This window comes from Streptomyces sp. NPDC058632 (assembly GCF_042717095.1).
GTDB lineage: Bacteria > Actinomycetota > Actinomycetes > Streptomycetales > Streptomycetaceae > Streptomyces.
The window spans coordinates 47771-69463 of record NZ_JBHXQZ010000004.1; the positions used below are offsets into that span (position 1 = coordinate 47771).

Below are 21693 nucleotides of genomic sequence, written 5' to 3' on the forward strand. Positions count from 1 at the left end.
CCTCAGGCCAGCCGCGCCAGGGCGGCGTCCTCGGTGCGGATGCGGGTGGCGAGCAGGAACCCGTTCAGCACGGTGAAGACGGCCGCCGTGACCCAGGCCGAGTGCACCAGCGGGAGCGCGAGCCCTTCGACGACGACGGCGATGTAGTTCGGGTGCGGGAGCCGGCGGTAGGGGCCGCCGGTCACGCGCGGAGCACCGGGCACGACGATCACCCGGGTGTTCCACTGTCGGCCCAGGGTGGCGATGCACCACCAGCGCAGCGCCTGCGAGGCCGCGACGAGGGTGAGCATGGTCCAGGCGAGGACCGGTACGGCGTCCGGTCGGCGCACCCACACCTCCACGAGCGCGCCGACGAGCAGGCCCGTGTGCAGCACCACCATGAACGGGTAGTGGTCCCGCCCGGACTCCACGCCGCCCCGTGCAAGGCTCCAGCCGGCGTTGCGGTGGGACACGGCCAACTCGGCGATCCTCTCCAGACCGACGGCCAGGACCAGGACGGTGAACAGGACCTGACCGTTCATCCCTCCTCCCCCGGGGCGCGCAGGAGGACGAGTTCGGAGCAGAAGCCCGGGCCCATGGCGAGCATGAGCCCGTGGGAGCCGGGCCGAGGTGGGCGGTCGGCGAGCGTGTCCGCCAGGACGTGCAGTACCGAGGAGGAGGACAGATTGCCGATCCGGCGCAGCGAGTCCCAGGTCACGGCCAGGGCGTCCCGCTCGACCCCGAGTGCTTCCTGCAAGGCCTCGATGACCTTGGGACCGCCGGGGTGCGCGACGTACCAGCCGAGGTCGCCGTCGGTCAGCTTGTGGTCGGCGAGAAAGCCGCGAACGTCGTCGCCGACGTATCGGCGCACCAGGTCGGGAATCGAGGAGTCGAGCACGATCCTGAACCCACCGGGCCCGACGTCCCAGCCCATCGTGCGCTCCGAGTCGGGGTAGAGGCGGCTGCGCGAGGCGAGCACCTCGGGGCGGGCGGGGTGGTCGGACCGCGCGAGTGGATGTTCGGGACCGACGGCGACCACCGCCGCGGCACCGTCCCCGAACAGGCCGCTCGCCACGAGGTTGGCGACCGAGGTGTCCTCGCGCTGGAGCGTGAGCGAGCACAGCTCGACCGACATCAGCACCGCGACTCCGTCCGGGCGACCGCGCAGCAGGTCGTGCAGGCGTGCGATGCCGGCCGCGCCGGCGACGCAGCCGAGGCCGACGAGGGGCAGGCGCACCACGTCGGGGCGGAGCCCGATCTGCGCCGCGACGCGGGCCTCGAGCGTGGGGACGGCCAGACCGGTCACCGTGCACGACACGATGTAGTCGACGTCGGCCGGGGTGAGGCCGGCGTCCTTGAGCGCATCGACGACCGCGCGCCCGCCGAGCTCGACGCCGGCCCGGATGAAGACGTCGTTCGACCGGCCGAAGTCCCCGAGCCTGGCGTACTCCTCCAGCGGGAGCACGATGTGCCGGGTCTCGACGCACGCGTTGCGGTGGAACCGCTCGACGACGCCGCGGTCGAGCGCGCCCTCGACCAGCGTGGTGGTGAAGGACTCGGTGATCTCCTCCTGCCGGTGGCAGTGCTCGGGCAGAACGCCGCGGACGCTGAGGACGCGCATGCTCATGCTGGCTCCTGAGGTCGGCCGGACGGACGGACGGGTGTGAGGAACGCCCGGCCGAGGCCGAGCGCGACGGTGGGGGTGAGCCGGCCCCGGGCGAGACCGAGTTCGACGAAGTCGTCGAAGACGCGCTGGTCGGCGGCCGAGGCCCGCAGTCCGGCCTCGATGACGTGCGTGCTGCGGGCGAGCCGGGCGGCCAGGGCGGTGTGACGCAGGTGGGGCAGCAGGATCCGGCGGGTGGCGCGGGCGTACCGCTCCCCCGCCCCCTCGGGCCGTCTGTCACGCAGGGCCGCGGCGGCGGCGCGACCGGCCGTGATGCCGGTGGCCACGGCGTAGTGGATGCCCTCCCCGGTCAGCGGGTTCACCAGGCAGGCGGCGTCGCCCACGAGCAGTACGCGGCCGGTCGGGAGGCGCCAGCGCGCCGTCGAGAGCGGCAGGTGGTGCCCGACCCAGTGCCGCCCGCTCTCGGAGGCGCCGGGCAGGAGCGCCTCGAGACGCTCGAGCAGTTGGGCACGGTTCGGCGCCGGACGGTCCTCGTGGAGGAACTCGCCGTACCCGACGTTCGCGAGGCCGTCACCGCGGTCGAAGGACCAGGCGTACGACGGCTGGTGCCGGGTGCCGAACTCGATGACCTGCGCGCCGCGCCGCCCGGGTCCGACCGGGGCGTAACCGCGCAGCGCCAGGGCCACCGGACCGCTGGGCCGGCCGAGCGCGCGTCGGACGACCGAGTGGGCGCCGTCGGCACCGACCACGACCTCGGCGGAGACCTCCCCGTCCAGGACCACCGCGTCGGTGTGCTGCCGCAGATCGCGGACGCGGTGCCGGAGGAGTCGGGCGCCGGCGGCGACGGCCGCGTCGACCAGTCGGGCATCGAGGATCCGGCGCGGTACCACCCACACCGGGCGGGCCATCCGCCGCTCGGCGACCAGGCCGCCACGGCCGAGGCGGAGGCGGTCGACCGGGACCCGGTCGTCGACGAGACCGGTGACGCCGACCTTGGCGAGGAGGTCGAGGACGTGCGGGGCCACCCCGTCGCCGCAGGCCTTGTCCCGCGGGAAGTCCGCCCGGTCCAGGAGGGCGACGCGCAGATCCGGGTCGGCGCGCAACGCGCCCAGGGCGGTGGCGGCACCGGCCGGCCCGGCGCCGACCACCGCAAGGTCCCAGTGGGTGGGTGCCGGCGCCATCAACCGGCCGCCACGAGCAACACGACGTCGAGCAGGGCGATGGCCAGCGCGGCCCGGAAGGGGATGCGTCCCCGGGCGACCAGCGTGAGCACCGCGAGGGCCATCACCAGCACGAGGGCCGCCCACTCCCATGCCGGAGGAGACCCGGCGGGACCGAGAACGGCCAGCAGTGAGGCGGCGGACAGCAGTACGACGGCCAGGACGCGCGAGGGGCGTTCGCCGATCCGGTGCGGCAGGCCGCGGACGCCGGTGCGTTCGTCGTCGGCGAGGTCGGGCAGCGTGTTGAGCAGGTGCGCCCCGACACCGAGCGCGGCCCCGGCGCCGGTCATCCACAGCGGCGCCCAGGCCGGGGCGGGGCCGGCGAGGGTGACGACCGAGGGCAGCGTCCCGAAGGCGCTGGCGTACGGCACCCAGGACCACTGGGTCGCCTTGAGCCCGAGATTGTAGACGTGGCCCGCGCCGGCACCGAGGATGACGTTGACCAGCGCGCTGCGCCAGCCGACGAGCGCGGAAAGCACAAGGCAGGCGAATCCGGCCGCCACCAGGGCGCGCACCGCCCAGGCGACCGGGAGGGCTCCGGTGACCAACGGCTTGTCGGCGCGGCCGACGGCGCGGTCGCGAGAAAGGTCGCACAGGTCGTTGCCCCAACCGATCGTGAGCTGGCCGGTGAGTACCGCCCCCGTGAGGATGGCGGCGTCGAGCGGGCGCAGGTCACTGCGGAACGCGAGCAGGCCCGCGATGACGCCGACCGCCAGAGCAGGCCCGCCGTGGGCGGCAGCGAGCAGCGCGAGCACGGGCTGCGGCCCGGAGCGCGTCGGGGCCGCGCCGGCGGTCACGGGCGCCGCCGCACAGCGACCGGCCCGTGACGGATCGCGTCGCCGAGCGCGCCGAGGACGGTGCGTGGGCGCAGCACGGGTGTCCGGCCGGACGCGGCCTCCCTCATGCCCTCGATCACCTCGGCGAGCACCTGCGGGCCGTCCTTGGTCGGGGCCCAGTCGAGTTCCGTGCGCGCCCGGGTCGTGTCCAGCGTCGGGAGCGCGAAGCCCATGTCGAGCCACCCGGTGTCGACCTGTTGCAGGTGCGTGTGCCAGGCGGCCGACATGGCGGCGCGGATCACTGCGGAGGGCACGTGCACCAGCCTGGCGCCGAGCGCGTCCGCGATGACCGCCGCGGTCACGGGCGTGGCGGCGGCGAGGTTGAACGGACCGCCCGCGCGCCGGTGGAGCACCGCGACGATCGCCTCGGCGACGTCGTCGGTGTGAACCATCGGAATGGTCAGCCTCCGGTCCATCGGCAGGACCGGCAGCAGGTCGAGCACCTTGGGGGGCACGAGGGCGGGCACGCCGTAGCGGAGGAGGGCACTGCCTGCGGCGCGCTGCCCGACGATCCCCGGCCGCAGGCGGGTGACGAGCGTGCCGGCGCCGGAGGCCTCGTGCCCGTCGAGGAGGCGCTCGGCCGCCGACTTGTGGCGGCTGTACCGCGAACTGCGCACGCCCCCGGTGGGCCAGGACTCGTCGACCGGACGGTCGTCCTTCTTCGGTGAGTAGGCGCCGACCGAGGACATGTGGACCAGGTGCGGGACACCGGTCTCGGTGACGGCTCGGAGCACGCGGCGGGTGCCGCCGACGCCGAGCTGGGCGAGGTAGGCAAGAGCGTGGGACGGCTGGAAGCCCCACGCCAGGTGAACGACCGCGTCCGCACCGGTGAACGCCTCTACGAGCGCGTCGTGGCAGGCCTCGGTGCTGAGGTCCACCGAGCGCCAGTCGACACCACGGCTGTCGGGGCCCTCGGGCAGCCGTCGAGCCAGACCTACGAGGTCGTGCGTGCCCTCGGCACGCAGGCGTTGCACGACGACAGAACCGATGTTCCCGGTCACCCCGGTGACCACGATGCGCATGCAGGATGATGCCCCGTCGCTCCCCCGCTCACACGGGGCACTCCGGCATCCGGGGGACACCAGCGTCAGCCGGTCGGTGTACTGCGCGTCGTGTGCGTGGCTTCGTTCAGCTTCAGCAGCAGCGTTGTTGACGAGTTTCAGCAGCGTTCAGTGATCAACCCGTTCGTGGATGTTCACGAGAAACGGCTCTGGCTCAACTTCCGTGCTGCGGCCACTGTGAGTGACGGCTGAGCGCCTCCGGGCACCTGCGAGGCCGCCCGAAAATGAACTGCGGTCAAGGTGGTCGGGCTGGGAGTCCCGGCCGTGGAAGAGGTTGTGCTCCGGCTGGAGGAGCTGTTGTTTCCGTCGATCGCGGACGTCGCGGTGCTGTCGGTGGACATGGATATGGAGATAGCGCGCGTCGAGGCGCAATGCGCTGCTGCTGGCGCCGCCTGTCCGGGATGCGGAGCCTGGTCGACTCGGTTCACAGCTCCTACTTGCGGTGTCCCGCCGACGTACCGAGCGCCGGACGAAGCGTCGTACTCCAGCTCCTCTTTCGGCGGTTCCGGTGCGGGAGCACCATGTGTCCGCGCCGGACCTTCGTGGAGCAGATACCTGGTCTGACCCGCAGGCACGGTCAGCGGACCGAGCGGCTGCGTTCGGCCCTGGCCGCAGTCCGTCTTGCGTCTGCTCGACTCGCTGCCAGAGCCGCGGGTGCCGGCGCCGCGGGTGGTCGGCGCCGACGAGTACGCCACCCGCAAGGGCCGCCACTACGGCGCTGTCCTGGACAGCGCCCAGGCCTCCGAGGCCGCGCACTCCTCGGCGCCCGCCGTGTCGTTCCCGTGCACTACGACAGCCGGGTCCACTTCACGGAGGGCCGCGACGAGCTGGAGGCCGCCTTCACCCTCTCCCACCGGCAGGTGCTCACCCTGCGCGCCTACGGACTCACCGAGGAGGAGATGGCGCAGACCCTCTCCTTGCCGGTGGGAACGGTCCGCTCCCGTCTGCACCGGACCCGCCGCCGGTTCCGGAGGCGTGGCTGCCTTCGGCGGCGTAGGCGACCGACCCCGCCGGCAGGTCCTGTGGCAGCTCGGCCACATCGCGACGTCGATCGCGGTGCTCAGGTGCGCGGGCCATTGGGCATCATCAAGGACGCCGCATACGCGTGGCGCCAGATGGTCTTCCACCTGTCCCGGGCCTTGTCCAGGTGCCACTTGTCCCCCGGCCGGGGACGGCGGCGGCGCAGTCCGTCGGCACAGGCCTGTCCGAACTTCAGGCACCACCGCCGCACCGTCTCGTGGGAGACGGTCACGCCGCGCCGGAGCATCAGCTCCTCCACCTCGCGGAAGCTGAGCGGGAAGCGGAAGTACAGCCCCACGCAGTGCGGGACCACCTCGACCTGGCACCGGTGCCCCCTGTACGACGGCGACGTACCCACCACAGACGATCCCCCTCCAGCATGATCAACCCGAAGATCGTCCCACCCGCTCAGCCGACGTGAGAACACCAGGCCGTGAGCTCGTGGCAACCGCCGACGTCGATACCCACGAGCTGCTGATGTCCACGATCCGCGGTTGACCGATTTCCTCGGAAGCTGAACACCGGCGTGCTCCCCGCCGTGCGCTCGGGTCGAGGCCGTGTGCTCGAAAGGAACACGCGTCGATGACTACGGGTGAGGGCCGGCATGCACGCCGACCCTCACCAGCATGTGCAGTGCCGCAATGGTCTATGGGTCGCTCAGGTCGTCATGGCAGGGTCCATTTCTGGTTGGGTCCGGTGTGGCAGGTCCACAGGTGGACGGGGGTTCCGTCGTTCCAGGTGCCGCCGGATGCGTCGAGGCATTTGGCGGACTGGGGGTTGCGGACAGTGCCGTCGGGCTGGGGTGCCCATTTCTGCGCGCCGGTGCCGTTGCAGGTCCACAGCTGGACCTTGGTGCCATCGGCGCTCGCGCCGCCGGAGACGTCCAGGCATTTACCCAGGGCCCGGAAGGTGCCGTCGCCGGCCAGGGTCCATGTCTGGGCGGCGGTGCCGTTGCAGGTCCACAGCTGGACCTTGGTACCGTCCGCGCTGCCGCCACCCTCCACGTCCAGGCACTTGCCGTTGACTCCCCCGACCGAGCCCGACCAGGGGCCCGGCTGCGTGTCGCCCGACGCCTTGATACGGATGTCGCGGAACGCGACGTCGTCGCCGTCCCCGTGGTTCTGGATGCCGATGTGGCCCTGTTGAAGGCTGCGCACGGGGTCGGTATTGGTGAAGTCGTTGATCTTGCGTCCGTTGAGGAAGATCTCCAGTCGCTCACCGGTGACGCGGAGCTCGTAGGTGTTCCACTCGCCGGGCGGGTTCAGTGCGGCGTCACGTGCGACGATGTCGGCGGACTTGAACCCGTACACGGCACCCGTGGTGCGGTCGGCCGCATCTGTCGCGTCGATCTGAATTTCGTAGCCGTTGTTCACCGCAGACCAGGGGTCGTCGGAGGCGGGAAAGCCGATGAAGACGCCCGAGTTGTCATCGCCGGCGGCTTTCCAGTCGAGCTTGAGGGAGTAGTCGCCGGTGAACTCCTTGGCGGAGTACCAGAGCATCCCGAGCCCGCCGTACGAGGTGAGGGTGCTGTCGGCGAGGGTGAACCCGCCGGGACCGGCCTGTTTCCAGCCGGTCGTGGCGGAGCCGTCGAACAGGGGCGTGAAGCCGGTCTCGGGACGGCAGTCCGCCTCGGCCATGCCGGCCGCCCAGCGGATGCCGCCGAGGAGATGCCGGCGGAACGCGGGGTCGGCGTAGGACTCGTCGGTGTGGCCGCCGCCGGTGTAGAAGGCCCGGCCGCCCTGGTAGTCCTTGCACCAGGCGATCGGGTGGTCGCCGGACATGTTCCCGCCCGAGTAGCTGGACTCGTCAAGGGAGGCCAGCACGTGGGCGGTGGTGCGGGGGTTGGTGCGGTAGTTGTACCACTCGTCGGTACGCTGCCAGGTCGTGCCGAGATGGGCGGTGGCGTCGTGGGCGCGGTCCTCGACCTCGACGGTGGCGGACTGGATGGCCGGGTGGGAGTGGAAGAGGGCACCGGCCAGTCCCTCGTAGAAGGGCCAGTTGTACTCGGTGTCGGCTGCCGCGTGGATGCCGACGTACCCGCCACCCTCGTTGATGTACTGCTCGAAGGTGGTCTGTTGTGCGTCGTTGAGCACGTCACCGGTCGTGGAGAGGAAGACGACCGCCTCGTACTGGGCGAGATTTCCGGTGGTGAAGACCTGGGGGTCTTCGGACGCGTCCACGGTGAAGTTGTTGGCCGTACCAAGAGCCCGCAGTGCCGCGATGCCGTCGTCGATGGAGGAGTGCCGGAAGCCGGCGGTCCTGGAGAAGACCAGGATCTCGTAGGCTGGATCGGCAGCCTGAGCGGGCGCGGGGCGTGGGGCCGCCTCCGCCCGTGGGGACACTCTGGTCGGCTGGTCACCGACACCAGGCACGGCCATGGCCTGTGGTGTCATACAGAGCGCGATGCCGGCGAACAGACCGAGAGCCGCCTTGAGTCGAGTGTGCATGTACGGTCGCCTCCTTCCTACGGAAGAGTCCATTTCTGGTTGGGTCCGGTGTGGCAGGTCCACAGGTGGACGGGGGTTCCGTCGTTCCAGGTGCCGCCGGATGCGTCGAGGCATTTGGCGGACTGGGGGTTGCGGACAGTGCCGTCGGGCTGGGGTGCCCATTTCTGCGCGCCGGTGCCGTTGCAGGTCCACAGCTGGACCTTGGTGCCATCGGCGCTCGCGCCGCCGGAGACGTCCAGGCATTTACCCAGGGCCCGGAAGGTGCCGTCGCCGGCCAGGGTCCATGTCTGGGCGGCGGTGCCGTTGCAGGTCCACAGCTGGACCTTGGTACCGTCCGCGCTGCCGCCACCCTCCACGTCCAGGCACTTGCCGTTGACTCCCCCGACCGAGCCCGACCAGGTTCCGCTGCCGGAGGTGGTGAAGGAGTACTCGTCGACATCGAACAGCGAGCCGGTGCCGCCCTTGAAGACCAGGAACAGCGTCGTGGAACCGCTGGGCTGACTGGACAGGTCAGTGGTCACGTCCTGGAAGACCTCCCAGCCACCGGTCACCGGCACGGTCGCCGTGCCGAGCACGGTGCCGGTCGGGGACCCGGCGCGTACCTCGATGGTGCCGCCCGCACCTGCGGAGGAGACCCGGGCGGTGAACTTGGTGGCGTTGTCAAGGGCGTACGGAGTGAAGGAGATCCAGTCGCCGTTGTCGATGTGGCCGACGGTCTTGCCGCCATGGGCAGGGCCGTGGTTGACGACCTGGACACCGGCGGAGTCACCGTAGTGCTCGGCCTGCCGGTGGGTGGGCTGGGTGATGTGCTGGTCGTGTGTGGTCAGCGCGGGCTGGCCGTTCGCGCCCTTGTCGGTGTACTCGGCGTCGATGACGCCGAAGATGTTGGCGTTGGGGTCGTGTTCGCCGTCGGCCAGGGTCTGCAGCGTGCCGGTGCAGCCGGTGGCCGAAGTCTGCGGGTGGCCGTGGCTGTCGTGCCCGACGATGAACGAGACCTTCACCTTGGAGCAGTCGACGGTGCCGTCCTCAGGGTCGGCCACCGTCACTGCGAACGGGATCGCGGCGCCGAAGTCGTAGATGCGTCCGTCCGCAGGTAGGTCGATCCTCACTGCGGGGGCGGTGTTCCCGACGGTGATCTGCACGGACGCCGTAGCGGTCTTGCCGGTGGTGTCCGTGACCTTCAGTGTGGTCGTGTACTGACCGTTGGCCGAGTAGGTGTGGGAGGGGTTGGCGGCGGTGGAGGTCGCGCCGTCGCCGAAGGCCCAGGAGTAGCCGAGGGCGTCTCCGTCCGGGTCCGAGCTGCCGGCCGAGGAGAAGGAGACGGTCAACGGTGCCTCGCCGGAAGTGACGTTCGCCTTGGCCTGCGCGATCGGGGCGCGGCCGCCGGTGACGTGTTCGATGCGGTACAGGGCGGAGTTTTCGTCGCCGTTGAAGTAGCCGGTGCCGTAGTCGAGGACGTAAAGAGCGCCGTCCGGGCCGAAAGCCATGTCCATCACCTGGGTGCCGCTCCAGGGGAAGGGGTTGACGGACTGCACGGTGCCGTCGCCGGCCGCTTCGATGCGCTTGATCCAGCGGCGGCCGAACTCGCCGGGGAAGAAGTCGCCGTCGAACTCCTGCGGGAACTTGACCTCGGAGGTGGAACTGGCGTCGTAGCGGTAGACGGGGCCGCCCATGGGGGACTCGGAGCCGCCGCCGAACTCCGGTACGGAGGTGCCGTTGTAGGGGATCCAGGCGGGTTGGGCAGGAGGCAGGTCGGTCAGGCCGGTGTTGCGCGGCGAGGTGTTCTCGGGTGCCGAGCAGTCGAAGGTGGTGCCAGGAGTTCCGGTGGCGAAGTTGTAATCGGTGTAGGCGTCGTTCTTGCCGGTACAGTATGGCCAGCCGTAATTGCCCGCCTTGGTGATGCGGTTGAACTCGACCTGGCCTTCGGGCCCTCGATCGGGCTTCGCGGTCCCTGAGTCGGGACCATAGTCGCCGAGGTAGACAGTGCCGGTGGCCTTGTCGACGCTCATCCGGAACGGATTGCGAAAGCCCATCGCGTAGATCTCGGGCCGGGTCTTGGCGGTACCGGGCGGGAAGAGATTGCCACTGGGTATCGAGTACGTTCCGTCGGCGTTGACCTTGATGCGCAGGACCTTTCCGCGCAGGTCATTGGTGTTGCCTGAGGAACGCTGGGCGTCGTAGGCGGGGTTGCGGGTCGCACGCTCGTCGATCGGGGTGTAGCCGTCGGAGGCGAACGGGTTGGTGTCGTCGCCGGTCGACAGGTAGAGATTGCCCGCCGCGTCGAAGTCGATGTCGCCGCCGACGTGACAGCAGATGCCGCGCGACGCCGGGACGTCGAGGATCTTCTTCTCGCTGGTTGGATCCAGGGTGCCATCGGTCTTCAGGATGAACCGGGAGAGCCGGTTGACGCCGTCGAACGGCGTGAAGTCGGAGGCCGATCCGTCGGCGGGGGCGTCACCGCTCGGAGTACTCAGCCTGGGGGCGTAGTACAGGTAGACGAAGCGGTTGGAGGCGAAGGCCGGGTCCGCCACGACGCCTTGCAGGCCTTCCTCGTCATGGCTGTAGACGTCGAGTTTGCCCGCCACCTTCGTGTTTCCGGCTCCGTCCGTGAGCCGGACGGTGCCGTCGCGCGAGGTGTGCAGCACCGAACGGTCCGGCAGCACGGTCAGGGTCATGGGCTCGCCCGTTTCGGTCACCCCCTTGGCGAGCGTGACCTGCTGGAACTCCGCGACCGCTGGCCTGGGGCCGTCGGCTGGGTCCGGCGATGCGGCAGCCGCTGTTCCCGGTGCCAGGCAGCCGGCGGCACACACCACCGCCAGCGCTAACGAGCGGACGAGTCTGGGTCTGAGCAGTTTTGTGCGCACAGACGTCTCCCGAGGTGTGGGTAGACAACAGGACATGATCAGTCCTGTCGAAGGGAGCACCGGCGCGCGCCGTCGCGCCGTCGAGCCGGGCTTCAGATACATGACCGGCTCGATTCAAGGAAGTTAGCGGCCTTGGTTCCGGCGCGTAACCCCTTTCGAGAGAGATATCTCGACTTTCTCCTTGATCGGGACAAAGCTCGCGGAGTGTCGGATGTGGGATCTTGCTCATCGCCGCCCGTTGCCGCCCGGGCAAAGTCGCTGGACTGCTCGGACTGGCCGGTGGCCTCGTTTGGGAGAAGTCCACTTGAGGCTCGACCTCGGGAGTGGACACCGGGTTTCATGCGACGAGCGACAGCGTAGGTGATGGGATCAGCTGTTGCTCGAACTCGACTGGAGTGAGGTGACCGAGGGCGGAATGGCGGCGACGCTGGTCGTAGCAGGCCGGCCGGTGGAACAGCTCCAGCCGTGTCCGTGCCTTCGAGGTGAGGCGTCGCTCGTGGAGCAGTTCCCGTTTCAGTCCCGGGAAGAACGACTCGGCCAGGGCATTGTCGTGACTCGAGCCGACGCGGCCCGTGCGGCGGCGGATGCCGTGCCGGCGGCAGACCTCGGCGAAGGCCGCTGCCGTACATTGCGCGCCCCTGTCCGTGTGAAACACAACGCCGTCGCCCCGGCCGCCGTGGACGCGGACCGCCGTTTCGATCGCGTCGGTGACGAGCCGGGTGCGCACGTGGTCGGCGATGGACCAGCCTCACGTTCTTCCCGAACCTGCGGTGCGGTGGTGTGATGACGCGCCCGCCGGTCCGCCGCTTCGGGCGTGCGTGCACGGCGGCGTACGAGGCCGGGCCCATCCCCCCGAGGCGGTCGGAAGGGGTGAGGAAAGCGGGGGAACCCCGGAGGACGGGAACCCTGTGCGGGTCCCGTCCTCCGGGGTTCGGTCCGGCCGGTGCGCGGGTCAGACCGAGACGGGGGTCTCGTCGCGCGTCTCCGCGGCCAGCTGCCGGTTCAGCTTCTCGCCCTCGATGTCGAGGTCGGGCAGGGCCTTGTCGACGGGCTTGGGCAGCCACCAGGCGGCACGGCCGAGCAGCGACATCACCGCCGGGACCAGCGCCATGCGGACGACGAAAGCGTCGATGACCACGCCGACGGCGAGGGCGAACCCGATGGATTTGATGATCGGGTCGTCCATCAGGACGAAGCCTCCGAACACGGACGTCATGATGAGTGCGGCGGCCGTGACGACGCGAGCGTTGTGGCCCATGCCGCTGACCATGGCTGCCTGCGGGTCGGCGCCGTGGACGAAGTCCTCGCGCATGCGGGAGACGAGGAAGACCTCGTAGTCCATGGCGAGGCCGAACAGGATGCCGATGAGCAGGATCGGCAGGAAGCTCACCAGCGGGCCGGGGGTGTCCACGCCCACCAGTCCGGCGAGGTGGCCCTCCTGGAAGATGGCGACGGTGATGCCGAAGGTCGCGCCCACGGTGAGCAGGAAGCCCAGGGCTGCCTTCAGCGGTACCAGGACCGACCGGAAGACCAGCATGAGCAGCAGGACGGACAGGCCCACCACCAGGAGCAGATACACCGGCAGGGCGTCGGCGAGCTTCTCCGAGACGTCGATGCCCAGGGCGGTCGCGCCGGTGAGGGCGATGTCGGCGCCCTCGATGTCCGCGACCCGGTCGCGGATGTCGTGGACGGCGGCCTCGGTGGCGGCGGCGGTCGGGCCGGTCTCGGGAATGATGGTCAGCAGGGCGGTGGTGCCCTGCTCGTTCAGCTGCGGCGGGGCCACGGTCAGGATGCCGTCGGTGTCCTTGATGAGGGCGGTGGCCTTCTCGGCGGCCGCCCCAGTGGACTGCGCGTCCTCACCGTTGACGACGGCGATGAGACGGCCGTTGAAGCCCTCACCGAAGCCCTCGGACGTCAGGTCGTACGCCTCGCGTGCGGGGGAGCCCTCGGCGGCGGTGCCCGCGTCCGGCAGGGCTATGCGCATGTCCTGGGCCGGGAGGGTGAGCGCGCCCAGCCCGAGGATGCCGACGACCAGGAGCGGGACGCGCAGTTTGGTGACGAGCCGGCCCCAGGTGAAGCCGAAGCCCTCGGTGACGGTGCCGTCCTCGGCGGTGTACCCGCCCGCGTGGCGCTGCTTGCGCGGCAGGATCTTCTTGCCGGCGAAGGAGAGGAAGGCCGGCAGCAGGGTGAGGGCGACCAGCACGGCGACGGCGACGGTGCCCGCCGCGGCCAGGCCCATCACGCTCAGGAAGGGGATGCCGACGACGGAGAGACCGGCCAGGGCAATGACGACGGTGGCACCGGCAAAGACGACGGCGGAGCCGGCGGTGCCGGTCGCACGGCCGGCGGCTTCCTCGGGCTGGAGGCCCTCGGCGAGGTACTGGCGGTAGCGGGAGGTGATGAAGAGCGAGTAGTCGATGCCGACGGCCAGGCCCAGCATCAGCGCCAGGACGGGGGCGGTGGAGGTCAGTTCGATGACACCGGTCAGGGAGAAGAGACCGGCCATGCCGACCGCGACGCCGATCAGCGCGTTCAGCAGGGTCATGCCGGCGGCGACCAGCGAGCCGAAGGTGACGACCAGGACCACCGCGGCGACCAGGACGCCGAGCGCCTCGGTGGAGCCGATCTCCACCTCACCGCCCATGACCTCGCCGCCGTGCTCGACCCGCAGGCCCTCGACGTCGGCGCCGACGGCCTCGTAGGCCGACTTCTGCTCGTCGGTGACCTCGTCGGCAGCCTGGTCGAACTGCACCTGGATCAGGGCGTAGCGGCCGTCCTGGGAGACGGAGCCGGTCTGGAACGGGTCCATGGCGGCGGTGACGCCGTCGGTCTCGGAGGCTTCCTTCACCACGGGTGCCACCGCGGCGGGGTCCAGCTCCTCGCCCTCGGGCGCGGCGACGACGATGGTGCCGGTGGCTCCGCCGGCCTGCGGGAACTGCCGGTCGAGGTCGTCCAGCGCCCGCTGGGACTCGGTGCCCGGCATGGAGAACTTGTCGCTGGTCGGGCCCATCAGGGTGGCGGCTCCGACACCCAGCAGGGTCAGCAGGAGCAGCCAGACCGCGGCTATTCGGCCTCTTCTGCGGAAGGAGAACCGCCCGAGCCGGTACAGCAAGGTCGCCATGGGGGAAGGGTCTTTCCGTTAGGGGTCAACTGGGAGTGTGGTCAAGCGTCCGCAGCGCACTGCGGATCATTTCGGCGCGCAGCACCTCGTCAGGCGCCACCTCGTCATCGGCGGCACTGGTGATGAAGACGGCGCCCAGCACCATCCACGCCGCCACCCGGGCCGGTGCCTGCTGCGAGCGGCCGGCCAGTGCGTCCAGCAGGCCGTCCGCCAGCTCCATGACGTTGAGGTCCTGGTGGCAGGACATCTCGGCGATGTCCTCGAAGAGAAGCCGGATCTCGCGGCGGAACCGCAGCGTCAGGTCGACGTATCCGACGACGGTCTCCTCCACCAGCCGGCCGCCCTCCAGCCCGGCCACGCGGTCGAGCAGCGTGGCGAGGGCGTCCTGGGCCGGGGTCAGCAGCTCGGTGAGGATCTTTTCCTTGCCGGCGAAGTGGTAGAGGAGTGACGCCTTCGAGCAGCCCGCGTCGGAGGCGATGTCCTGCAACGAGGTACCGCGGAAGCCGTGCACGGCGAACAGTCGCAGTGCCGACTCCAGGATCTGACCGCGCATGGCGGAAGCGGAGCGTGCCATGCGCCAACCATAACTGTCCGATCGGTCAGAACTGACCGATCGGACAGCGTGTCGCCGTGGCTTGCATCACTCTTCCTGCCCGGGGCTTGCACGGGGCGCACGCGGCCGACTTCGTCGGCTCGCACACGGAAGCGCCGGCCCTCGGAGAGTGCGGCGCTGCGGGGCATCTCACCGCGTCAGCACCCGCAGGCCGGCGCCGCCTTCGGCAACGCCTGCCGTTTTCCGGCCTCTGAAACTCATGAGGTCCCCGAAAATCGCGACTCCACGATCTTCCCCCTAAACGGAACGTGCTCACGATGCCGACTCGCGCGTTCGATGAGAGGGCTGTCGGCTGCGGCGATGCCGGCGGGCTGAACATTCTCGTCCGGAGGGACACCAGGCTTACGGCGTAGCCCACACCAGGCTCGGCACCGTGTGGACATCCCGTGCAGCGCAAGCCGTCACAGACAGCCACATCCGCGCAGAACCGGTCCGCCGTCACCCGATCGGGGAGAGAGCATTGCGGCCGTACGCGGGGACGGTCACCGAGGAGTACCGGCTGAGGTCGGCCGGATACGCACTCCACCGCTTCGGCAGTCCCGAGCCCGCCGCGCGGGCAGGAAGCAACTCCTGGAGGACTTCCCGACCGGCCCGCTCGCACGGCCCCGGCAACCGGTGCCGTGCACCGGCACCCCTTGCACCGAAGTGCCCAGAACGCAGCAAGTCCTGCTGCCACGCGATCTGCAACTCGCTGTGCAGCTCCGGATCGGCTCCCTTCGTGATGTGCTCGGGGCTTGCGGCCCGAAGGAAACCCGGTTGCAGGGTGATCATCCCGACGTCTAACGTCAGCCGTCATCGGCGTGTAGCTCAGCAGCAGAGCACCGGGCTCGGGACCCGGAGGGCGCAGGGGCGGAACCTGCCACGTCGGCTCATGAACGACAACGCTGAGCAACAGCCTCCCACCGCGGCCCCGTGCTATCCGGAGGCCCAGTTGGCCAAGGCCTTCATGACCGCGCTGACCCACGAGGACGCCGGCACCCGGCGCCGCGCCGAGGTGCGCGGGCAGCGCTGGCGTGAGGTCCTGGCGGGAATGACCGCAGGCCGGCTGTCGGTCGGTTCGCGTACGCCCGTGTGCGGGCTTCCGCCCTGGGTGACTCTTGAGGTGGTGCGGGGCGGCTTCGCCACCGGGACCGCGAGCGCGGGTGGCCCGCTCCAGGCGTACGAGACCGAGGCCGCGCGGAGTTTCGGGGTGCCCACTGAGCGGCGCGCGCTCTTCGCCTATTGCCTCACCGAGCCCGGACTCGCCTGGCTGTGGGCTCGGTTGGACAGCGGCCACTACGAGATCGGCGTGCCCGAGGAGGCCGCGCTTCTCACCCTGGCCTGGCTGGTCCGGCACGGGGAGACCGACGCGGCGCTCGGCCTCGTGGCGGAACTGGAGCCGTTCGCCGACCGGCTGCGATTCCTGCCCCGCCCGGCTGACGGGCCCGCGCCGGACGCCACCGCGGCCGTCCACCGGCACACCGTCTCCGAGGCCGTTGACACCCTGATACAGCGGCGCCCCAACGCGGCCGTCGAGACTCAACGCGAGGCGCTCGCCGTATGGCAGCCGTTCGGCGACGAGCTGCTCGTCCACTGGCTGCGGACGGCGCGGGACGGACGGGTCCTCGGACTTGTCCCGGATGCCGGCTGGCTGGCACACGGCCAGGTCCTGCTCGGCCGCTACCGGCTGCTCGCCGCGGAACACACCCGCTGCACCAAGCACCGCAACCCCAAGGAGAACCTGGGCATTCTGCGCGGCGCGCTGGAGGAGATCGTCGCCGGACGGCCGTTGGAGATGCGCCGGCTCGGTCTGCTGCGGCATGCGGTGGATTCCATGGTGCGGCGGCGCGGTCTGCCCGGTTCCGCCGCGCACATGGCCCTGCGCCGCCGCCAGGCCGAGCAGGCGACGCTTCCCTCCCGCCACGTCCTGGCCCAGCTGATGCTGCGTCGGCTCGCCGTACTCCCGCAGGAGGCGGGCATCAGCGACGTCGCCCCGCTCCTGGGCACGGTGACCGAGGAGGAGAGCCGGGAGACCGGCCTGCCCGCCGGAGCAGTCGTACCGGCCACGATCCGCCAGGTGGTCGAGTCCGCGCTGAGCGCACCGCTCGGCACGCTCGTGGAGCGGGGCGTCGTACCGTCCGCTGAGGTCCTGGCCGAGCTGGTGCCGCAATTGGTCGCCGCCACCACCGCACAGTCGTACGGCGACGGGACGCTGCGAGCGCTGACAGCCGCGAACCACCGGGCGTTTGGCAGCCGCCGCTCATTGCTCCTGCTCAACCTGGAACGGCAGGTGCGCATCGAGGAACTTCCCTGGGTACGGGCGGTGTCGGGGCAGCGATCCGCGGTGCCGGGCAAGCCGGACGGCGAAGGCGCGCTCGTCGTGCTGCGGCAGCTGGGCGAGCTGGCCGTGCAGGCCTTCCCGGGCACGATCCTGCCCAACCCGCTGGTCCGCGAGTTCGGCGTTCTTGAACGTCAGTGCGATATGGGAGCCCCGTTCGTGGAGGAGCTGGCCGCCGACATCTTCATGGGCACGTTCAGCCCGAAGTTCCTCACTGCGGCCCGGGTCGCGGGCGAACTGCTCGGCGGCACGCTGTACGAGCGTTACTACGGCATCGACTACGCGGCGATCCGCGACCTGGCGATCGCCGAGACCGGCGCGGCCCTGACCCGTTCCTACGGTGCCCGCACCTCTCCCGGTTTCACGCGGCTGTGCGCCGAGCGGGCCGGGGCGGCGTCGCGGTCCTGGTCGGCCGCGGCGAACGGCACGGTGATCGAGCAGGCGCAGATCCTCACCACGCACAACCTGGCCACGCTGGTCCACCGGGTGGGCATCGCCCCGCGGCCCAGCTGGGCCGACCTGGCGCACCGCTGCTTCGTGACCGTGTGCCGACCGGTCTCCCGTGTGCACCGCAACCCGCGGCCATTGGGCACCATCAAGGACGCCGCGTACGCGTGGCGCCAGATGGTCTTCCACCTGTCCCTGTGCCCGCCGGAGGAGCAGCGGCGGGTCCTGACAGCTCTGGACGAGGAGACGGCCCGCCACCCCGTCCATGTCGCAACCCGGCTGGCCCCCGCCCTGGCGGGCCTGGCCCTGGTCACCGAGGGCGGCGCTTTCGACGGTGACGGCACGGCGGACGGTGGCCGCGCCCGGCGCTTTCTGGGGTGGAGCACCGACGGGCACTGGATGCGGTGAGGACGAGAGCCCGGGCGCGGCGGGTGACGCGGTCACCGGCTTGACGTCCGCAGCAGAGCGGATCGGGCAGCTGTGGACGACCCGCTCCCGCTCCCCAGCAGCATGACGACCTCAGTTCTGCGCATCCGCATCGAGGTACGCGAGCCCTTGTTCCCAACGCCGGCGGCGCTCGCCCTCGGGCTGGTCCCACCACGGGGTACCGCGTTCCCCCAACGCGACCTTTGCCCGGTTCACGCGTGCGCGCGCCGCCCGCTCGGCCTCCGGGTCGCCCGCGGTCGTCGCGGAGCGCACCGCGCGCCGGGCCGACATGAGGTGGCGCCGCAGACGGGCGGCGATCTCCTCGGGAACGGACGGATCGGTCGCCCGCCACTTCCGCCCCTTGATGACGACGAAGTGACCGTCAGGGGTCCTCTCCGGTGGCTGGTGCGCTTCCACACGGACGATTCTGCCCGCTCGGGCCCGCCCCCGCGGCCGACGCGCGGGACCTCACCGGCCGGTCACAACGCCGCCGGCCGCGCCCTGGCCGACCGGCCGGCCCCACCAACGGACGCGCCCCCGTGGACAGGCTGGTCGTTCTCCGCCGGATGGGCAGCCGGGAGATGCTGAACGTCACGCTGATGGAACCCGGGCCGGTGGTGGAAGTCGGCGTCGCCCGCGACGCCTCCAGCCGGTGGCACCACCCCGCACGCCGGCACGCCGGCACCCCGCACGCCCCGGCCTCTCCCCCGCCGACTTTCCCCGCCTCGCTGACGCGGCACAGGCGCGGCGGTCCCGGCCGACGCGCAACTGGCTGAGCTGCGCCCTGATCCCCGGCCGCCGCCCCGTCACTTCCTCTCTCACTCCAGCCAAGACACCTCAGGGTCTAACTCGCCAAGCCGAGTGCACTGCCGGTGTCCCCGACGTCGAACAGCGGTGGGCTTTGTGCTTGCGCACGCGACTTCGGCCGGGGAGAGTGCCCATGATGTGAGGGCTGGTCAGAAAACAGTGCCGTGCAACAGGGGGACCACAAGGAGGTGCGTGTTGGACGCGGCGGCCAAGGAAGCGGAGGTCGCCCGGTTTCTGGGTGAGCACTCACAAGCATCTCAAGCCGACAGCGGACATCCTGCACTTCGCGGCTGCGGCGAGGTCGCCTGGTCCGAAATCCCTGGATGCCCCGCGGCAATACCAGCCGTGCTGTGTGGTCTGCTCAACCCGGTCGCTGCTCCTGAGGCCAAGCGAGTGCTCGCCAATGTCCTGATGGACAACGTCTTCCAGATGAGCGCTGCAATGCCGGCAGCTCTGCCGTTCCTGCTCCGCCTCGTGGCCGAACCGCAGGTTCCCGTCCGGTCCGAGCTGCTCGACATCCTGCTCGTCGCCGCCGAGTTCTCCCGGCCGCCCTGTGCTGCTACAAGCGACTCATCCGCCTCACCACACAGGACACGGTGTCGGGGGGCCCGCACGGCGGAGGGCGAGTCGACCGCACGGCCTGAGCGGGTAACTGGCCATCGGCTGCACTCCACCCCGACCGGCCCTACCGGTTCCGTTCCCCCGAGCCGACTGGGGCGGTTCGCTGCTGCTCAGCCCCGGCGGGCGCCCTGGACCATCCGGCCGACGACGGCCACGGCCTGTTCCGGGTGCTCCTCCAGCCACCTGCCGAGGTGTTCCCGGACGGCCTCAGCGAGGCAGGCGCGCACTGCGGTGTTGCCCAGCCGGCCGCCCATCGTGGTGCCGAGGAACTCGGGATGGTCCAGCTTCACCGACACGGCTGCCGTCAGGCCCTCGCCGGTCCGATCGGCGCCGACATCGGGGTCCGCTGCCGTCAGCAGCTGCTTGCTCTCGGGTGTACGCGTTGGCCGCGGCCTCCACCCCGTCGCGGAAGCCCGTCACGTACGTGCCGCCCTCGGAGGTGGGCCGACCGTTGGCGAAGCTCCGGACCCGCTCCGCGGGGGGGGGAGTCGCACCACCGGAGGGTCACCTCCACCGTCCCCGCCATGTGCGCGTCCTCCTGCTCGAAGCCGATGACATCTGAGGGCGGGGGCCCCGGCCCCGCGCCCGAGGAAGGCGACGAAGTCCCGTGCCCCGCCAGGAGAATGGAACCGTTCCGACCGGGACTCGCCCGGGGAACGCTCGTCGGTCAGCGAGATGTCCAGGCCCCGGTCGAGGAAGGCCAGTCCCCGGAAGCGCTCCGCCGGCACGGCGAACGAGCACTCCACCGTCTCGAAGATGTCGGCGTCGGGCCGGAAGGCGCTGATGGTTCCGCTTCCGGTCGCCGGCCCCGCGGCGGTGGGCGGGGTGTCCGCGACGCCGCACGCGTGCTCCTGGACCCAGCGGACCCCCTCGCGCCGTACCTCAGCCGTCAGGCGACTCGACAGGCGTTGGCGACGCCGACGTGCGACGGAAGGGACGGGGCAAAGCCCAAGCGGCGTTTCAACGCGTACTTGCGGCCCTCACACAATGGTGTGGGGCGAAACGGCGCGGACCGGTCGGTACCCCGCAGCCACAGCGAGCACATCGCGGTCGACGGTGAGACGGATCCCGTAGTCATCAAGCTGGGAGTGTGGTTGTCACACACCAAATCGAGGCGCGACACACTCACCGCTAAGCAGCTGACCGCACTACGAGAACTCGGCATGGAGTGTGCGTAGGCGGCGGCTCAGCAGGTCGTTGAAGCGGCCGGATTCACGAAGCCGGGAGACTGGAAAGTCCGACCAAGTCTCGTCCGGCACCCCGGTGCGGGGGGGGTGCGGCGGTAGGCCCGCAGTCGGAGTGCGGGAAACGGGTGAATGTCCGCCCGGCCGGGAATAGCGGGCACGGGTCGTTGTTGATCACACCATGACTTCTGAAACGCGCGAGGTATTCGGACGGGTCGGCATCTGGAGCAGTGCCCTGCACAGGTCGCGGGCGGACGACGCGGGCAAAGAGGCGATCGCGGATGCGGTGGCCGAGCTCGAAGAGCTGGGGTACGGCACTCTCTGGATCGGGGGCAGTCCCTCGCCCGACGACGCCGCGGCTGTCGTCGCCGCCACCCGCACGGTCACCGTGGCCACCGGCATCCTCAGCATCTGGGACCACACCGCCGAGGAGGTGGCGGCGCGAATCGCAACGATCGACGCGAGCGCGCGCGGGCGATTCGTCCTCGGCTTGGGCGTCAGCCACGGCCCGATGGTGCCGCAGTACGCGAAGCCGTACAGCGCGATGGTGGCCTACCTCGACGCACTCGACGCCGCCAGCCCGCCCGTGAACTCCGGACACCGGGTCCTCGCGGCGCTCGGCCCGAAGATGCTGGAGCTCGCGGCCGGCAGGGCGCTGGGCGCACACCCCTATCTCGTCACCACCGAGCACACGGCGGAGGCACGCGAGGTGCTCGGCCCCGACGCGCTGCTCGCCCCGGAGCTGTCGGTAGTGCTCGACACCGACCTCGACCGGGCCCGCACCACTGCGCGGAACATGCTGAGGATGTACCTTCAACTGCCCAACTACACCGACAACCTGCTGCGCCTGGGGTTCGCGGAGAGCGACTTCGGGGACGGCGGCAGCGTCCGTCTCCTCGACGCCCTCTTCGCCCTGGGCGACGCCGAGCGCGTGAGGGCCCGGACTCGGGAGTACCTCGACGCCGGCGCCGACCACGTCGCGCTCCAGGTGCTCACCGCCGACGAGGGCGGCGCCGGCCTGCCGCGGGCCGAGTGGCGTCAGCTGGCCGGGGCATTCGCCGACGAGCTGTAGAGGACGGCACGCACGGGCAGCCGGACATGGAGGT

General features: G+C 70.8%; 14 protein-coding genes, 1 tRNA gene and 3 pseudogenes. 4 read left to right on the plus strand and 14 right to left on the minus strand.

Going from position 1 to position 21693, the window contains the following annotated elements; translation table 11 throughout:
• Window positions 1-2 precede the first annotated feature (2 nt).
• The 6 genes from ACFWVE_RS03035 to ACFWVE_RS03060 form a co-directional block, all read right to left on the minus strand.
• Window positions 3-521 (minus strand): isoprenylcysteine carboxyl methyltransferase family protein, encoded by a 519-nt coding sequence (locus ACFWVE_RS03035; RefSeq protein ID WP_384007652.1) that lies wholly within the window; start codon window positions 519-521, stop codon window positions 3-5.
• Complete coding sequence (locus tag ACFWVE_RS03040) at window positions 518-1606, minus strand: type III polyketide synthase (protein WP_384007654.1); 1089 nt, start codon at window positions 1604-1606, stop codon at window positions 518-520. Before ACFWVE_RS03040 ends, ACFWVE_RS03035 begins: the two co-directional genes overlap by 4 nt.
• A complete protein-coding gene (locus tag ACFWVE_RS03045) occupies window positions 1603-2784 on the minus strand; it encodes an NAD(P)/FAD-dependent oxidoreductase (protein ID WP_384007656.1) in 1182 nt (393 codons plus the stop codon). The genes ACFWVE_RS03040 and ACFWVE_RS03045 overlap by 4 nt, the downstream gene beginning before the upstream one ends.
• A complete protein-coding gene (locus ACFWVE_RS03050) occupies window positions 2784-3620 on the minus strand; it encodes a UbiA family prenyltransferase (RefSeq protein WP_384007658.1) in 837 nt (278 codons plus the stop codon). The genes ACFWVE_RS03045 and ACFWVE_RS03050 overlap by 1 nt, the downstream gene beginning before the upstream one ends.
• On the minus strand, window positions 3617-4681 hold the full coding sequence (locus tag ACFWVE_RS03055; protein ID WP_384007660.1) for an NAD-dependent epimerase/dehydratase family protein: 1065 nt from the start codon (window positions 4679-4681) through the stop codon (window positions 3617-3619). The genes ACFWVE_RS03050 and ACFWVE_RS03055 overlap by 4 nt, the downstream gene beginning before the upstream one ends.
• Window positions 4682-5430: 749 nt before the next feature.
• On the minus strand, window positions 5431-5574 hold the full coding sequence (locus ACFWVE_RS03060; protein ID WP_384007786.1) for a hypothetical protein: 144 nt from the start codon (window positions 5572-5574) through the stop codon (window positions 5431-5433).
• Between ACFWVE_RS03060 and ACFWVE_RS03065 the strand changes: the two are divergent.
• Window positions 5572-5717 (plus strand): annotated as a pseudogene (locus tag ACFWVE_RS03065) (sigma factor-like helix-turn-helix DNA-binding protein); the annotation flags it as partial. The gene ACFWVE_RS03060 and the pseudogene ACFWVE_RS03065 overlap by 3 nt on opposite strands.
• A 111-nt stretch (window positions 5718-5828) precedes the next feature.
• On the opposite strand, the pseudogene ACFWVE_RS03070 reads toward ACFWVE_RS03065, so the two are convergent.
• From ACFWVE_RS03070 to ACFWVE_RS03095, 6 genes and pseudogenes are all read right to left on the minus strand, one after another.
• Window positions 5829-6101: pseudogene (locus ACFWVE_RS03070) on the minus strand (IS6 family transposase); the annotation flags it as partial.
• Between the two features lie 304 nt (window positions 6102-6405).
• Complete coding sequence (locus ACFWVE_RS03075) at window positions 6406-8187, minus strand: ThuA domain-containing protein (RefSeq protein ID WP_384007662.1); 1782 nt, start codon at window positions 8185-8187, stop codon at window positions 6406-6408.
• Window positions 8188-8204: 17 nt separating this feature from the next.
• A complete protein-coding gene (locus tag ACFWVE_RS03080) occupies window positions 8205-11087 on the minus strand; it encodes a PQQ-dependent sugar dehydrogenase (protein ID WP_384007664.1) in 2883 nt (960 codons plus the stop codon).
• 301 nt (window positions 11088-11388) lie between these two features.
• Window positions 11389-11799, minus strand: a pseudogene (locus ACFWVE_RS03085) (integrase core domain-containing protein); the annotation flags it as partial.
• Between the two features lie 204 nt (window positions 11800-12003).
• Window positions 12004-14172: an MMPL family transporter gene (locus ACFWVE_RS03090; RefSeq protein ID WP_384007666.1), complete on the minus strand. Its 2169-nt coding sequence runs from the start codon at window positions 14170-14172 to the stop codon at window positions 12004-12006.
• A gap of 25 nt (window positions 14173-14197) precedes the next feature.
• Window positions 14198-14746, minus strand: coding sequence for a TetR/AcrR family transcriptional regulator (locus ACFWVE_RS03095; RefSeq protein WP_384007667.1), 549 nt, complete (start codon window positions 14744-14746; stop codon window positions 14198-14200).
• 835 nt (window positions 14747-15581) lie between these two features.
• Between ACFWVE_RS03095 and ACFWVE_RS03100 the strand changes: the two genes are divergently transcribed.
• A tRNA-Pro gene (locus ACFWVE_RS03100) sits at window positions 15582-15653 on the plus strand.
• 3 nt (window positions 15654-15656) lie between these two features.
• A complete protein-coding gene (locus ACFWVE_RS03105; RefSeq protein WP_384007669.1) occupies window positions 15657-17957 on the plus strand; it encodes a hypothetical protein in 2301 nt (766 codons plus the stop codon).
• 111 nt (window positions 17958-18068) lie between these two features.
• On the opposite strand, the gene ACFWVE_RS03110 is transcribed toward ACFWVE_RS03105, so the two are convergent.
• Together ACFWVE_RS03110 and ACFWVE_RS03115 are read right to left on the minus strand one after the other, a co-directional pair.
• Window positions 18069-18392 carry a hypothetical protein gene (locus tag ACFWVE_RS03110; protein ID WP_384007671.1) on the minus strand — a complete coding sequence of 108 codons (324 nt, stop codon included), beginning with the start codon at window positions 18390-18392 and terminating at the stop codon, window positions 18069-18071.
• Window positions 18393-19513: 1121 nt separating this feature from the next.
• A complete protein-coding gene (locus ACFWVE_RS03115) occupies window positions 19514-19762 on the minus strand; it encodes a hypothetical protein (protein ID WP_384007775.1) in 249 nt (82 codons plus the stop codon).
• 1006 nt (window positions 19763-20768) lie between these two features.
• Here ACFWVE_RS03115 and ACFWVE_RS03120 point away from each other — a divergent pair.
• A complete protein-coding gene (locus tag ACFWVE_RS03120; protein WP_384007673.1) occupies window positions 20769-21659 on the plus strand; it encodes an LLM class F420-dependent oxidoreductase in 891 nt (296 codons plus the stop codon).
• The last annotated feature ends 34 nt before the right edge of the window (window positions 21660-21693 follow it).